The organism is Paraburkholderia sp. SECH2, assembly GCF_030464795.1.
Classification (GTDB): Bacteria; Pseudomonadota; Gammaproteobacteria; order Burkholderiales; family Burkholderiaceae; genus Paraburkholderia; species Paraburkholderia aspalathi.
The window spans coordinates 230,066-244,835 of the sequence record NZ_JALPRH010000009.1 but is presented as its reverse complement, the minus strand read 5'-3'; the positions used below and the strand labels follow the sequence as shown (position 1 = coordinate 244,835).

Genomic DNA, 14,770 nt, shown 5'->3' with positions numbered 1-14,770 from the left:
GTTGTCTTCGTCGCTTTCATACGCCCCAGAATAAAGACGGGCGCCGCCGGACAAGGGTTCGACACCCTGGCCTTTGATGCATCTGGCCAGGGGGCCAGCCGCGACTATCTTCCGCTCAGGCTGGAACCGCACCGATTTGCTGCAAGAGGGCCAACAGGTCAGGTTGCCCGCGCTCTTCGACAATTTTTCCGTTGGAAAATCGATAGAAGTTCACCGCCTGAACCTGGATCTTCTTTCCGCTTGCGGGCACGCCAAAGAAGGTGGCTTGGTGAGTACCGCGCATGATGAAACGTGCGGCAACCGTATCGTTTTCCGCGATCATTTCTTCGAGCGTCCATTGAATGTCGGGGAAACCAGCGCGCATCATGCCGAGGATTTCCATGTACCCGTGCGGTCCAATGAAAGGATCCGGGCTGATGGGGGCGTGGAAGATTGCATTGGCATCAACAAGCTCTTCGGCAAGCACTTCGTTGGCTGTATTGATGAATTCAACGAAACGGGACATCGACAGTTTGTTCGATTCAGCGGACATGATTTGAACCTTGTGAGTGAGTGTGGTCGCCCGCAACGGCGTCGTCTGCGTGCGCCGCCAAACGAGAGGCGGAGCAGGTTGCGGTAGGTCGCCTACGTGCCGGGTTCAGCCCGCTTACGACAACTGCAGCAAGTCTAGACTGCAAATCCACTGAGATAAATGCGTGATATCTTTGGACATTCACAACGGGATGTTTTGAATGGATCGCCTCGCGGGTATGAGCGTTTTCACGAAAGCAGTCGAATTGGGTTCGTTCTCGGCGGCTGGGGATGCGCTTCAGATGTCGCCACAACTGGTCGGAAAATACGTCCAGGCGCTGGAACAGAGTCTCGGCGTGCGTCTGCTGAACAGAACGACCCGTAGGCAAAGCCCGACAGATATCGGCCGGGCTTATTACGAACGCGCCAAGATCATCCTCGCGGAGGTCGAGGCGGCCGAGAGCCTGGTGGCCGAGACCCGCTCAGTGCCGACCGGCCGTCTGAAGGTAAATGCTCCAGTTAGCTTCGGCATACACACCTTGGCGCCAAAGTTGCCGGAGTACCTTAAGGCGTTTCCGCAGGTCGCAGTTGACGTGACTCTGTCGAATCGAGCCGTCGATCTGATTGACGAGGGTTATGACGCCGTGTTCAGGATTGGAGAACTGGGGGATAGCGGCCTGATTGCTAAGCCACTGGCTCCATACCGGTTAGTGCTCTGCGCCGCGCCGTCGTATCTTGCTGCAAACCCGCGCATAACAGTTCCCGCTGATCTCGAGCACCATGAGTGTCTTGGCTTTACGCATACTGAACTACGATCGGAGTGGACGTTTGATGGCCCTGACGGCCGCGTCGCTGTGCAAGTCTCGGGGCGCTTCATGGGAGACCATGGTGAGGTGCTGCTGGCGGCCGCCGTGGCGGGCGTCGGGGTCATGCTTCAACCCGTGGAACTGGTGAAGGGCGAACTCGATCGGGGCAGTCTGGTTGTCGTGCTTCCGGACTATCAGGCGCCTTCGCGGCCATTACATGTTCTATATGCGCGTGATCGCCGCGTGACGCCCAAGTTGAGGAGCTTTCTGGATTTTGCGCGGGAGCACTTCGGAGCTTAGCGAAGTGATAGTTCCTCGGGGTTGTCCAAATGCCATCGGCGCCACACCGCTGTCGAGCGGGCGCTGGTGGCAATGACCGCTTCCGGGAAAACTAAAGGTCTCGGATGGGTCGCGTTGTGCCGATCGCATAAGACAGTGTGCGGCCAGGAGGCGACGTTCGGTCGTCGCCACGTGCAGGCGTTCAGGCGTCGACTTCATCCCGGAAGCGGCCGTTCATGACATCGACCGTTCTTCATCGGCCGTGTCTGGCGACAATTACTTCTGCCGGCAGCGACAACTGATTTGCCGTTTACCCGCCACGGAACTGTTGAAGTTTGGTCCGTACACGTCCGCCCGCGCCCCGCGGGAAGCACATAAAGAGAAGCAGGCCAAATACTTGTCCTGCGCGTGACCGTGCGTTCTGCAGGTTCAATCAGCTCTCGCGCCTCCACGTACAGCCCCCCTTTCACGCGCATTCGGTATCAACGATGCGCGCGCATCAAAACCAAGAACCGTGCGATCTGAATGTGCCGCCCTTTTGTCCGATTTTCATCAGGTCGCGGCAAATAGCGTGAACTACACTGGTCTTCGCCATGCGCCTTTAAAGCGTGGCTGACTCACGAAATCCTCATCGCGCGAACCTTTGTGCATCTCTGCCGCACTTGTCCGCCAACACCAGGCGAAAACCGCGCGCCTGGTGAAAGCGTTTCGTCGTTTACTACTTCGGCCCGCACCTGGGCTATCCCGCCTCGCATCCGGAAACAGTCGGCCGCTCGTCGAACGTTCAGAGCGATACAGCTAGGTAGCACCGTGGCCATTTCCCATTCATTGCGTGGATTTGAATCAGGGATCAAGCGGCCAGTTGGGCCCTGCCCGTCGCGACGTCAAACGCCTGAGTCGCCAACAAGGAGATGATGATGAACACCCGCCATATGAGCATTTTGTCGGCAACCGTCGTTGCACTGCTATCGCTGAGTGGCGCCGTGCAGGCCGACGGCCAATGCTCGAACGCAACACTAAGAGGAGCATATGGATTTCTCGGTCACGGAGAAATTCTTGGCTTGCTGGACTCGAATAACGTGCTGCATCCGTTCGCCAGCGCGTCGATTCTCGATGACGTCGCCCTCGTGACTTTCGACGGCAAAGGCACGTTCACACGCACCGACTTCGGCAGTATTAATGGGGTGCCGAAAGGTGGCCAGACCACCTTCAATCCTTATCAGGGCGGCACCTACACGGTGAACGCCGATTGCACCGGCACCATGTCGGTGATCTATACGTCCGGCGGACCGGTGCCGGCCAACGTCGAGACCGACCTTAACATCGTGGCCACCGACGACGGAACGCAGGTCGAGTCGGTGGTCTATCGGGCGTTCGTCCCGTTCGCTCAGTCGGCGCCTAGCTATGACTGTGCGTCGAATTGCGTGCAGGGTGTGCAGGAAACCTTCGAAGGCAAGAAGGTGTCGGTGCATGGGTTGAGGTAGCCGGGTGACGGATGGTTCGATGCTGGCTGCCGGTGTGGCAATCGGCGGCCGTCTCGTCCCAAAAGTAAATGATGTGCGTCGTCGGTCGGCGCCAGAGATGCTCGTCGTCTCCCTTCTCGCGCTCGGCATCGTGTCGATCTGCTTCGGACTTTACAGCCTGATTCAGGCATTCGACGCTTTCGATCTTCCGACCCCGTTCAAAATCTGGTTCGCGCGCGCCCTCGTCGCGATGGCGGTCGGCGTGATCGCCCTGCATATCGGCGGAAAGCGCGCAGAGGCGCTCTAGGGCACGGTCATGGGACGCAGTGCGGCCGAATCGCGCGCCACGATTCGTAGAAGCTCGCCCGCTATCGGCTACGGTCGCGGGTCAAGGGCGGGAATCTGGGCGCCGGGTGCATGCCAGACTTCGGGTTTGACCGGGTGGGCGTGCCGTGCGACAGGCGCGGTTGCGTGGTTGTGTCCGCCACGCCTGGATCGAAGTTGAACGGGTTATCTGTTGCGCCAGGGGACTCGTGTCAGGGCGGTGCATCAGATCGAGGGCATCATTGCTTTCGCGGCAAGCGTCATCATCCAAGGTGCAAGAGCGATGGCTTTTTCAGGGGCGGCGCGGACTTTGCATATCGATGTATTCAAAGCCGTTGCCAAAGGAAGATGCGTTCGACGGAGCTTTGGGCGCACGTACGACGGAACTGATGTCGCTTGACCTTGAAGATTTGTGGTGACGTCGACGCGGGTGTGTGTCGTGTGCCGAATCCGGAGAGCGGTCTTATGCAAAAGTGGAAGTTCGCACGGGACAGAGCAGGAGAGTTGTGTGCGCACGGTGCACTGCGGCTGGCCCGGTGGATTTCACGGGCGGTGCTTGACATAAAACCTGTCAACACGCAAACCGCCAAACGTGTGAAGCGAGGTCGCAACCGCGCGCATTGAAATTCTCTTGGCGTTTCCACACGGCCTGGGTCGAAAGTACGCATTCGTTGATGTCACAGCGGTCGTTCGCGATGGCTGCTGTCGAACGACCGCTGTACCGCAGAAAGCGGGCGTCCCAGCGTCGACATGCGAGCGGCGGCCTTGGCCGAACTACAGTCTCCCCATGGGAGTCGACGAATAGCCGTTGAGTCTTGAAAGTCGACCAGGAGGGCGCGTCGGGCGACGGCCCGCAATGGTGGCGAACTCAGCCAGACGCGTGCGGGCACGTCCTGATCCGCTGCACGAATAGCGCGAGTTCCCCGATGCGATGCTTCGCGAGGATCGTATGGGAGAAAAGGGCATTTGGAATGTCGATGCACGATTGCCCCTGACATGGGCTTGATCGCGCCGGCGGAAGCTTGAGGCACTTGCCGGGCGTGGTTGCGCAGCATCTCCCTGTCGAGCGGCTACTGCGTTTTGCTCACCTCGGTTGCGACACGCGTTGTATGCTTCTGAGCGGGGGGCGACCTCTGTTAAGATCATGACTTCTTCAAGCTTTGCCAGGTCCGCGTTGGAAAGTGGCTGACGGTATCGATGACGGTATCCCCGCAGAAGTAGTATTCGGATGCCCAGTGTCCGTGATGTTTGAACGATAGCGCACGTTGATTCTCCGATGCAGTCTGTCCAAAGCTGATAACTGCCGACTGGATTTTTCGGTATGGCTGACGGTATGGTCGCTACCCGACCGGGCGGAAAGGCCGTCTTCACAAGGGTCCCGGTCGACAATTGACGATCGAGTGGGAATAGAATTCCCGCCAGGAAACATCATTCGCTAATTGACTGACTATTAAAGCCCTGTTTTTTACAGGGCTTTATATTTTGTTCTGAGTACCATTTTTGGAATTTCCCCATGGAAATTAAAGTCAACTTTCTCGACAAGCTACGTCTTGAAGCCAAGTTCGATGACTTCACAGTCGTGGCCGACCAGCCTATCCGTTATAAGGGCGATGGCTCGGCGCCTGGTCCCTTCGATTATTTTCTGGCCTCATCGGCTTTGTGTGCGGCTTACTTTGTGAAGTTGTACTGCGTAACTCGCAATATTCCTACCGAAAATATCCGTCTGTCGCAGAACAATATTGTTGATCCGGAAAACCGGTATCAGCAGATTTTCAAGATTCAGGTTGAGTTGCCGGCGGACATCTCCGACAAAGACCGCCAGGGCATTTTGCGTTCTATCGACCGTTGTACGGTCAAAAAAGTGGTGCAAGCCGGACCTGAGTTTGTCATTGAAGAGGTAGAGAACCTGGATGCCGATGCACAGGCCTTGCTGACCTTGACTCCGGCTTCTGACGCCAGCACCTATATTGCGGGCAAGGATCTGCCGTTGGAGCAAACCATCGCCAATATGTCGGGCATTCTGGCAGGCTTGGGCATGAAGATTGAAATCGCTTCGTGGCGCAACATCGTTCCCAATGTGTGGTCGCTGCATATCCGCGATGCACACTCGCCGATGTGTTTTACCAACGGCAAGGGAGCGACCAAAGAGAGCGCGTTGGCGTCCGCGTTGGGAGAGTTTATCGAGCGCCTGAATTGCAACCATTTCTATGGCGGGGCGTTTTGGGGCGAAGACATCGCCAACGCGGAGTTTGTGCATTACCCGAACGAGCGGTGGTTCAAGCCCGGCCGTAAGGATGCGCTGCCGGCTGAGATTCTGGATGCGTACTGCCTGGAGATTTACAACCCGGATGGGGAGTTGCGTGGCTCGCATCTGATCGACACCAACTCCGGCAATGTGGAGCGCGGCATCTGTTCGCTGCCGTTCGTGCGGCAGTCGGACGGCGAAGTGGTGTACTTTCCGTCCAACCTGATCGAAAACCTGTACGTCAGCAATGGCATGAGTGCCGGTAATACGCTGGCCGAAGCGCAGGTGCAATGTCTGTCCGAAATTTTCGAGCGAGCGGTGAAGCGCGAAATTCTGGAAGGTGAAATTGCCTTGCCTGATGTGCCGCACGAAGTGCTGGCGAAATACCCTGGCATTCTGGCCGGGATTCAGGGATTGGAAGAGCAGGGCTTTCCGGTGCTGGTAAAGGATGCGTCGCTGGGTGGGACCTACCCGGTGATGTGCGTCACCTTGATGAACCCGCGCACAGGCGGTGTCTTTGCCTCGTTCGGCGCGCACCCAAGCTTCGAGGTGGCGCTGGAACGGAGTCTGACGGAATTGCTGCAGGGGCGTAGCTTTGAAGGCCTGAACGATTTACCTCAGCCCACCTTCGTCAGTAACGCCGTGACTGAACCCAATAACTTCGTTGAGCACTTCATTGATTCCAGCGGCATAGTGTCGTGGCGCTTTTTCAGCGCCAAAGCGGATTTCGAGTTTGTCGAGTGGGATTTTTCTGGTCAGGGTGCAAACTCCAACGCCGATGAAGCAGCAACCTTGTTCGGCATTCTCGAAGACATGGGCAAAGAATCTTACATGGCGGTGTATGACCAGCTGGGTGCTGTTGCCTGCCGGATTCTGGTGCCCGATTATTCGGAAGTTTACCCGGTAGAGGATTTGATCTGGGATAACACAAACAAGGCCCTGTTGTTCCGCGCCGATATTTTGAACGTGCATCGCCTGGACGATGCCGGCCTGGCAGCACTGCTTGAACGGTTGGAGAACAGCGAGCTGGACGAGCACGCCGATATCGCCACTTTGATCGGCATCGAATTTGACGAGAATACGGACTGGGGGCAGCTAACAGTTCTCGAGTTGAAGCTGCTGATTCATCTCGCCTTGCAACAATTTGAGGCGGCGCAAGAGCTGGTGGGCGCTTTCCTGCAGTACAACGACAACACGGTCGAGCGCGGATTGTTTTACCAGGCGCTGAATGTGGTGCTGGAGGTGCTGCTCGATGACGACCTGGAACTGGACGACTACGCGGTCAACTTCCGTCGGATGTTTGGCAACGCTCGGATGGACGCGGTAATGGGCTCAGTGGACGGCAGCGTGCGCTTCTATGGATTGACGCCGACGAGCATGAAACTGGAGGGTCTCGATAGGCACCACCGCCTGATCGACAGCTACAAAAAACTGCATAAGGCGCGGGCCAATGTGACGGCTACAGCCGGTTAGGGTTGCGAGGCGTGATTTAAGGTACTCCCGGGTCTCTTCGGGAGCGCCGGTTTTCCCTGTTTTTCCTTTAACAAAACATGGGGTTTATTGTCCGGTGCGATCTGCAGCGATCCGGGCAATGTCAGATACCGCCCCGGAAGAGATAACGGCTGAGCGAGGCATCACGGTCGATCAATCAACCGTGCATCGCCGGGCGCTTCGCAGTCCGTTGTTCGCGCTGCTACCCGATTCGATCCCATAGATTTTGCCGTCGAGCTAGTCGTAGTAACGCGCGAGGTCCTTGCAGCTTTTGAGGCCTGCGTCCCCTTCATAGCCCAGCGGCCCGAACGTCGCCGTTGCGAGCGCGTTGCTGTGCCGACAAACCGAAGGGTCAGGCAGAGCCTTGTGTCGCCACGGGTTGACGCAATGCATGCGAACGGGATACGACTACATGAAAGTAAGGATATCCCTACCGTTCTCTTACCCCGCATACCAAAGCAGAGTACGCGATACGCATATGGTTACTATGGATAAGCAAGCACGTTCATTAATCTCGCAGAGTCTGAACCCGAACACCACTTCCTAGATGGACGCAACATGGGCAACCTTATAAAAACGGTCAGGTTCAAGATCATTCTCGCTTTTGGCGTATGCGTGCTTCTCATGGTCGCGCTCGGATCGTTTGACGCGTGGGAGCTTTCCAGGCTCAATTCGAACATCGCCGACGGGTACGCTGAAAACACGGTTCCCATTGCAGACCTATCCGAAGTTCGCGCAGCCCAGCTTAATGTGCGTCTTCTGCTAAGGCGCATGCAGGTGGCCCACGATCCAGCGAAAACGACGGAATACGCTGCAGGCATTGCCCTGCAATTTGAACGACTCAACAAGTCGTGGAACCACTACTACCCAGCCAGTGTTTCCAGCGACAAAGAGCGTGAAATCGCAAAGCGCATCCAAAGCTCCTTGCCCGAGTTCACGGCGTTAAGCAAGGAAGCTGTGGCTGCCGGTAGCGCAGGCAATTTCGACCGAGCCGCTGTCGTAATCGACGAAATCCTCTCGGTAAGTAAGTCAATGAACGACGCGATAGACGAGGACGCCGCTCTCAATCTGGATCAGGCCAGACAGTCTGTCGAGGACAGTGATGCGACGTTCAGGGCAACCCTTCGGAATGCATTTGTCCTTCTCTGCGGCGGCATGCTGGTTGCTGTTGGCATGTCTGTATACCTGCTACGTTCGATCTCGAAGCCGCTCAACAAGGCCGTTGATCTGGCCAACCATATCACGAGCGGCAAGTTGGAAAATCACGTGGTGGTCGACTCAGGCGGCGAGTTTGGTCAGCTTCTCGAGGCACTGAAGAAAATGGACCAGCAACTGAGTCAGACGGTTCGCGGGATCAAGGTTTCCACCGAGTCGGTCGCAGTGGCATCGCGCGAAATTGCAAGCGGTAATACGGACCTCTCGGCCCGCACAGAGGAGCAGGCAGCGTCGCTTGAAGAGACCGCGGCAAGCATGACGCAGCTGAGCGAAACGGTAAAGCAGAACGCTGACAACGCCCGGCAGGCGAACGCACTGGCCACGAGTGCCACAGACATCGCCGATACGGGTAATGACTCGGTTCAGGCCATGGTCGGCACCATCGGCCAGATCAGCAGCAGCTCCAGCAAGATTTCCGAAATCACCGGTGTCATTGAAGGCATTGCGTTCCAGACGAACATTCTCGCGCTGAACGCGGCCGTCGAAGCCGCACGTGCTGGCGAACAGGGTCGGGGCTTTGCTGTGGTTGCCAGTGAGGTTCGCAGTCTGGCTCAACGGTCCGCCACTGCAGCAAAGGAAATCAAGGAACTGATCAGCTCGTCCGTGACAACGATTCAGGACGGCGCAAAGCAGGCAGCGGAAGTCAGTGCCACGATGGGGCAGGTCAAGCAGGCAATCAAGCAGGTCTCCGATATTGTCGGCGAAATCGCAGCAGCGTCCGAAGAGCAAAGCCGCGGCATCGAACAGGTGAATCAGGCCGTCGTCCAGATGGACGAGGTCACGCAACAGAACGCTGCGCTTGTTGAGCAGGCGGCCGCTGCAGCGCAGTCCCTCGAAGAGCAGGCAAAGACTCTTCAGGGCGCGGTGTTGGTGTTCAGATTTAGCGATCCGGCTTCCTCCCAATCGCAATTGATCGTCCCGGAAAGCAGGCCGCGCATTCCCGAGTCGCGGGTGTCGCGGCCCCGTGGGGCGCCGAAAGCAGCTGGGAAGTTGCCCGGTACAGTGACAGTTTCCGCCACGACCATGGCCACGTTAGCGTCCAGGGAAAATGAAACGTGGGAAGCGTTCTGATGAAAGCAAAGAATACGAGTGCCATTCGCAAACTCCTGAATAAATTCAGGATGCCTACCTTGCTCAACAGCAACAAGGTTTCGTTTCTCAACACGCTTCCGACCGGACTGAAGGAGCAAAGTGGCAGCCAACGATAGATTGCTCTGGCGAAGCGTGCCGCCTTCCCGCAAGTCCCGATTTAACGTGCCCGCCGGGTCGTTGGTGAAACTTCCCGAATTGTTGATCTTCAAAGGATCAATCTTACCCGGGACACGTACAGCGTACGTCTTCGTTGGTCTCATTGGTCTGATAGTCGCTTCGTCATGCAAAGCGGAGCTCGGTAGCGCACCCACATGGCAACCTGGCAATTCAAATTACACTAAAACGTTTTGCAAACACGCAAATACACCTGGCATGTCGTTCTCAGTCAATGAGACGGCTTTCACTACGGGAGCTGTCGCGAGAGAATATGTCGCACAAGCGGGAACCGTATTTGCGGTGGCGTGGAACGGCCCCCAGATGGCGCCACTCGACGTACTTCTTGGACCTTACTTTCCGAATTATCGGTTAGCACTTGCCACCGCACTGACAGGGGCAAACGCCGGTGTCGACTCCATGAGAGTTGAGCAGAGCGGTCTGATCATCGAGATCGATAACCATGGCGGTACATTTGCCGGCCGCGTGTATTTGCCGCAGGCGCTGCCAGCAGGGGTTCGGGACGACTCCATCAGATAGCAGATGGCGCGTCTGGCGTGAACCCGAGTTGACACGCCTCTGCACGTGCTTCGCCTGAGCGTTCCGTGCTTCGCCGGCCGAAAGTACTGGCCGGTTATCTTCAGATTCACCGACGATCGGATCGCTGGGTGGGCTGTGAAGCCGAATCCCAATAGACGTTGAAGCCCATCAATGAAGTGAGCGTTTCCGCTGCCCGTTCCATCATGTCGCCGACTTCGGTCATCGACGGCACGGGGGCGTCGTCGATTCGCTCGATATAAGGGGTAGTCAGTGCCGCAATGGCATGACCGTCCCGGCCGAACACAGGGTAGGCCAGATTCTTCACCCCCTTGACCTGCCGGCTGGACATACGTGCGTTGCCGTGTTTGCGGATCTGCGCGAGGTCTTTCGCCAGCTGTTGCGGGTCCATGGCCCGTTCGCCTTCCACCGGAACGTGCAGTTCGAACATCTCGACGCGCTGCGGTTCTTCCTGAAAGGCGAGCAGTACCTGTCCCGACGCGGTATCGGTGAGTCCTATCAACGTGCCGACCTTCAACGCAAAGCCCCAACGCTCCGGACTTTCGACGCCGGCGACGATCAGCACGCGTCCCTTCTGATACACGCACAGATGAAACGACTGGCAGGCATCTTTGGCGAGTTGTGTCATCAGCGGTAGCGCGCTCGATACTAGCGAGCGCACGGGCTGATGCCGGTGCGCCAGCTGGAAGAGCAGCAGCGATAGAACATACCGGTCGCCGATGGTGCACAGGTAGCCGCGCGTCTCCAGCGTTACGACCATCCGGAATATTTCGGCGGTGCTGCGGCCGAGGTCTTTTGCGAGTTCCGCAAGAGACAAACCCTCCGCGTGGTCCGCCAGCAGTTCGATGATGTCCAGACCTTTTTCCAGTGCAGGTGCCGAATAGCGCGGTGCGTTGGCGTTCAAGTTCCCTCCTGAAATCGCAGATGAAATGGCGCACATGATAACCAGACGGATTGTAGGGCGACTGAAGCTTGGACGAGCGTAAAACGACCCGTTCGACGGACGGGGAAAACACCTACTAAGTTTTCATCAATAAAACGTAGTTTCATATATACAATTTCATCAGGGGTACGGCGAGAGTGGTCAGCTGCGCTCAACTGCCGGCTACTGAATAACCCGGGAAGGAGGGCAGATGGCAGCCGTAGCATTCGAGCAGGTCAGGAAATCGTTTGGTGAACAGGAGGTGTTGAAGCAGATCGACCTGCAGGTTCCGGACGGGGAGTTTCTCGTACTGGTCGGGCCGAGCGGATGTGGCAAATCCACACTGCTGCGTGCGCTGGCGGGCCTCGAAAGCGTCAGCCACGGGCGCATCGTGATAGACGGCGAGGTCGTCAATACGCGGCCGCCGCGCGATCGCGATATCGCGATGGTTTTCCAGAACTACGCGCTCTATCCGCACATGACGGTGCTCGAAAATCTGACGTTCGCGCTCAAGCTGCGCAATCGCGATCCGCAGGAGATTGCCTCGCGGGCGCAGAAGGCAGCGACGATGCTGGGTCTGCAGGATCTGCTGAATCGTCATCCCCGCCATCTGTCGGGCGGTCAGCGGCAGCGGGTGGCGATGGGCCGCGCGATCGTGCGTGACCCGAAGGTGTTCCTGTTCGACGAGCCGCTCTCGAATCTCGATGCGAGGCTCCGCGTGCAGATGCGCGCGGAGATTAAGGCGCTGCACCAGCGCTTGCGTGCCACGACAGTCTATGTGACTCACGACCAGATCGAGGCGATGACGATGGCAGACCGCATCGTCGTGCTCAACGGTGGCGTGATCGAACAGATCGGTACACCGCTTGCGTTATATGACGATCCCGACAATCTTTTCGTAGCGGGATTCATCGGCTCGCCTGCAATTAACTTCTTCGCGGGTACCTACGAACGGCAGGAGGATGGTGCATGCGTGCGCATCGGCGAGCTTGCGTTGCCGGCGCCGCTCGTCAATGCCACGCATGGACAGAAGGTGACGTACGGCGTTCGTCCCGAGCATCTGAGCCTTGCCGGCGCAGACGGCATGCCGTTCGCGCTCGAAGTGGTCGAGCCCACCGGGGCAGCGACTGAATTGTTCGGCACGGTCACTGGCCAGGCCTGTTGCGTGATGCTGACCGGCCGTACCGATGTGCGTGCCGGCACGACCATCGCGCTGCTAGCGAACCCCGCCAAGGTACTGGTGTTCGACAGCAGCAGCGGGCGACGGCTGCGCTAAACAGGATGGCGAGCCAACCGCCGCGGGGCTCGCATTGCACAGTCGCCGCCGAAGTCGTGCGGCCCACGGCGGAATCCATAAAGGAGGAGACAATGATGCGTTATAAAACCATGGTCAGGCTCGCAGCTTCGGTATTTGCGCTCGCGGGTGTTGTCGCTTCGGGTCTCGCACATGCCGACGGTGAATACAAAGGCTACACGCTGCGGGTCAAGCTGATCGGCGGCGTGCAGTACGAGGCGCTCTACACGCGCATTCCGCTGTGGGAAAAACAGACGGGTGCGAAAGTCGAGATCGTCTCGCGCAAGAGCCATTTTGAGCTCGATCGCGAGCTGAAACAGGACATCGCATCGGGTCGCGTCGACTATTGCGTCTCGTCCAATCACACGAATTTCTCGGCACAGTACCCGATTTTCCGTGATCTGAAAGGCCTGTTTCCGGCCAGTTACCTGGCGGCGTTTTCGCCAAGTCTGCTCAAGCAGTCCGAAATCAAGGGACATCTGGTGCAGATTCCGCGCTCGGTCGACATCGAGGCGCTTTACTACAACAAGGCGGCCTACGCCGATCCGGCTAACCAGAGCGCCTATCACAAGCAGTTTGGCGAGCCGCTCGCGCCGCCGAAGAACTATGTTGAATTCACACAGCAAGCGAAGTTCTTCACCAAAGCGCCGAACTTTTACGGCACGCAATTCCCCGGTAAGGATGAAGCAATCACAGGCACGTTCTATTCGCTGTTGATCGCCAATGGCGGGCAGCTGCTGGATGGCAAAAACCGTCCTGCGTTCAATTCGCCGATCGGCGTCAAGACGCTGAACTGGTTCGTGGATCTATACAAGGCGGGAGCCGTACCCAAGGGGGTGCCGAGCTATGTGTGGGACGATCTCGGCAACAACTTTGCTGCAGGCAAAGTGGCTCTGGATCTTGACTGGCCAGGCTTCGCTTCGTTCTACAACGATCCGAAGACGTCCAAACTGGCTGGCAACGTCGGCGTGGTGCCGGCGCCGTTCGGCGTTGCCAACAAGCGGCCGGGCTGGTCAGGTTCGCATAGCTTCTCGATCACGAACACCTGTGACCGCCCGGAAGTCGCAGCGAGCTTCATCCAGTTCCTGACCAGCCTCGATTCGCAGATGGTGGAGGCGCGGCTCGGCACGATTCCGTCGCGGGTCGATGCGCAGCAAGCGATCGTGAAGGAGTTCCAGGCGAAACAGGACGCGTATATGGCGCATGCAATCTCGGTGTTCAGCACGGCGGCTCAGCAGGATGCCTTTACGCCTCCGCGGATTCAGCAATGGGACGAGATCTCCAATGCGCTGTGGCCGGAACTGCAGAAGGCGCTGATCGGCGACAAATCCTCCCAGCAGGCGCTTGACGACGCGGCGAAAAAAGTTTCCGACATCATGCAGGACGCGTCCAACTAGCGACATGCATGGCGCGGCCTGCGCGCCGCGCCATGCAGCCGATCCGTTTTCTCCTGCCTCAATATGCGCTCCAATATGCGATTCAATATCCGCTATTCGTCTGCCGCACAATCCCCCGGGCCGGCCTTGAATGAGAACCTGGCAGTTCCGTTAAGGCTGCTACTGCCGGCTTTTTTTTCGGTAGCGATCGTCGTTGTCCTGCCGCTGCTTTTTTCGCTCTACACAAGTTTCACCGCGTACAGGCTTATCGACCCGGACACGATCTGGAACGTCGTCGGCCTGCGAAACTATATGCGCGCGTTTGCGAACGGGGATTTCTGGGCCGCGTTCGGTCGCACCGTGCTGTTCCTGACGATTGCATTGAATCTGGAACTGTTGCTGGGTCTCGGCATCGCGTTGCTGCTCAACCAGATTGTGAAAGGCCAGCGTGCGCTGCGCACCATCATGATGTTCCCGATGATGTTTTCGCCGGTGCTCGTCGGCTTTCAGTTCAAGTTCATGCTTAACGACAGCACGGGCGTCGTCAACCATTTGCTGCAAACGGTATTCGGACTGAAGACCACGATTCCGTTTCTGGTCGACGCGCAATCGGCGCTTGCTTCGCTGATCGCGGCGGAGGTGTGGAATTCGACGCCGGTGTTCGCGGTCATTCTGCTCGCTGGCCTGATGGCGCTGCCGAGGGATCCAATCGAAGCATCCAAAGTCGACGGCTGCACGCCATGGCAAACCTTCCGTTACGTGACACTGCCTTACCTGATGCCGTTCATCTATATCGCCATGACGATCCGTTCACTGGACGTCGGCCGGGCCTATGACATCGTGCGCATCATGACCAACGGCGGTCCCGGCGGCCGTACCGAACTGCTCTGGACGATGGTGGGCCGCATCGCTTACGACGATTCGCGCATGGGTTACGCGAATGCCATCGGCTACGTGTCCGTGCTCGTCTCGGTGCTGTTCACGCTGTATTTTTTCCGCAAGCTCAACGCGGCACGCAAACACATGGGGCCGGCCTGACATC

Annotated in this window: 11 protein-coding genes; 9 read left to right on the top strand and 2 right to left on the bottom strand. The window is 57.8% G+C overall.

Translation table 11 applies throughout. From position 1 onward, the window contains the following. Nucleotides 1-115 precede the first annotated feature (115 nt). Entirely contained in the window at nt 116-532 is a 417-nt protein-coding gene (locus M0D66_RS18025; RefSeq protein WP_266211096.1) for an ester cyclase, read from the bottom strand. 199 nt (nt 533-731) lie between these two features. Between M0D66_RS18025 and M0D66_RS18020 the strand changes: the two genes are divergently transcribed. The 6 genes from M0D66_RS18020 to M0D66_RS37960 all read left to right on the top strand — a co-directional run bounded on the left by M0D66_RS18020 (nt 732) and on the right by M0D66_RS37960 (nt 10,118). Continuing rightward, complete coding sequence (locus M0D66_RS18020) at nt 732-1,616, top strand: LysR family transcriptional regulator (protein ID WP_266211095.1); 885 nt, start codon at nt 732-734, stop codon at nt 1,614-1,616. A gap of 896 nt (nt 1,617-2,512) precedes the next feature. Continuing rightward, nucleotides 2,513-3,079 carry a hypothetical protein gene (locus tag M0D66_RS18015; RefSeq protein ID WP_266211094.1) on the top strand — a complete coding sequence of 189 codons (567 nt, stop codon included), beginning with the start codon at nt 2,513-2,515 and terminating at the stop codon, nt 3,077-3,079. A gap of 19 nt (nt 3,080-3,098) precedes the next feature. Beyond that, nucleotides 3,099-3,365, top strand: coding sequence for a hypothetical protein (locus tag M0D66_RS18010; protein ID WP_266211093.1), 267 nt, complete (start codon nt 3,099-3,101; stop codon nt 3,363-3,365). Between the two features lie 1,530 nt (nt 3,366-4,895). Further along, nucleotides 4,896-7,100: an OsmC domain/YcaO domain-containing protein gene (locus M0D66_RS18005; RefSeq protein ID WP_200617974.1), complete on the top strand. Its 2,205-nt coding sequence runs from the start codon at nt 4,896-4,898 to the stop codon at nt 7,098-7,100. A gap of 576 nt (nt 7,101-7,676) precedes the next feature. After that, the gene (locus M0D66_RS18000; RefSeq protein ID WP_211705558.1) at nt 7,677-9,404 is read left to right on the top strand and encodes a methyl-accepting chemotaxis protein; all 1,728 of its coding nucleotides are present in this window, start codon (nt 7,677-7,679) and stop codon (nt 9,402-9,404) included. A 120-nt stretch (nt 9,405-9,524) separates the two neighbouring features. After that, on the top strand, nt 9,525-10,118 hold the full coding sequence (locus M0D66_RS37960) for a DUF2844 domain-containing protein (protein WP_200652026.1): 594 nt from the start codon (nt 9,525-9,527) through the stop codon (nt 10,116-10,118). 106 nt (nt 10,119-10,224) lie between these two features. Here the strand turns inward: M0D66_RS37960 and M0D66_RS17995 are convergent, their stop codons facing one another. Further along, nucleotides 10,225-11,040, bottom strand: coding sequence for an IclR family transcriptional regulator (locus M0D66_RS17995; RefSeq protein WP_244869694.1), 816 nt, complete (start codon nt 11,038-11,040; stop codon nt 10,225-10,227). Nucleotides 11,041-11,269: 229 nt separating this feature from the next. Between M0D66_RS17995 and M0D66_RS17990 the strand changes: the two genes are divergently transcribed. From M0D66_RS17990 to M0D66_RS17980, 3 genes are all read left to right on the top strand, one after another. After that, on the top strand, nt 11,270-12,334 hold the full coding sequence (locus tag M0D66_RS17990) for an ABC transporter ATP-binding protein (protein WP_266211092.1): 1,065 nt from the start codon (nt 11,270-11,272) through the stop codon (nt 12,332-12,334). A gap of 92 nt (nt 12,335-12,426) precedes the next feature. After that, entirely contained in the window at nt 12,427-13,749 is a 1,323-nt protein-coding gene (locus M0D66_RS17985; protein ID WP_211705552.1) for a sugar ABC transporter substrate-binding protein, read from the top strand. A 75-nt stretch (nt 13,750-13,824) separates the two neighbouring features. Then, nucleotides 13,825-14,766 (top strand): carbohydrate ABC transporter permease, encoded by a 942-nt coding sequence (locus M0D66_RS17980; RefSeq protein ID WP_244869693.1) that lies wholly within the window; start codon nt 13,825-13,827, stop codon nt 14,764-14,766. The last annotated feature ends 4 nt before the right edge of the window (nt 14,767-14,770 follow it).

Coding starts and splice junctions, on each gene's coding strand:
- M0D66_RS18000 (WP_211705558.1), top strand. CDS start 7,677: ATGGGCAACCTTATAAAAACGGTCAGGTTCAAGATCATTCTCGCTTTT.
- M0D66_RS18005 (WP_200617974.1), top strand. CDS start 4,896: ATGGAAATTAAAGTCAACTTTCTCGACAAGCTACGTCTTGAAGCCAAG.
- M0D66_RS18015 (WP_266211094.1), top strand. CDS start 2,513: ATGAACACCCGCCATATGAGCATTTTGTCGGCAACCGTCGTTGCACTG.
- M0D66_RS18010 (WP_266211093.1), top strand. CDS start 3,099: ATGCTGGCTGCCGGTGTGGCAATCGGCGGCCGTCTCGTCCCAAAAGTA.
- M0D66_RS17980 (WP_244869693.1), top strand. CDS start 13,825: ATGCGATTCAATATCCGCTATTCGTCTGCCGCACAATCCCCCGGGCCG.
- M0D66_RS17990 (WP_266211092.1), top strand. CDS start 11,270: ATGGCAGCCGTAGCATTCGAGCAGGTCAGGAAATCGTTTGGTGAACAG.
- M0D66_RS18025 (WP_266211096.1), bottom strand. CDS start 532: ATGTCCGCTGAATCGAACAAACTGTCGATGTCCCGTTTCGTTGAATTC.
- M0D66_RS18020 (WP_266211095.1), top strand. CDS start 732: ATGGATCGCCTCGCGGGTATGAGCGTTTTCACGAAAGCAGTCGAATTG.
- M0D66_RS17985 (WP_211705552.1), top strand. CDS start 12,427: ATGATGCGTTATAAAACCATGGTCAGGCTCGCAGCTTCGGTATTTGCG.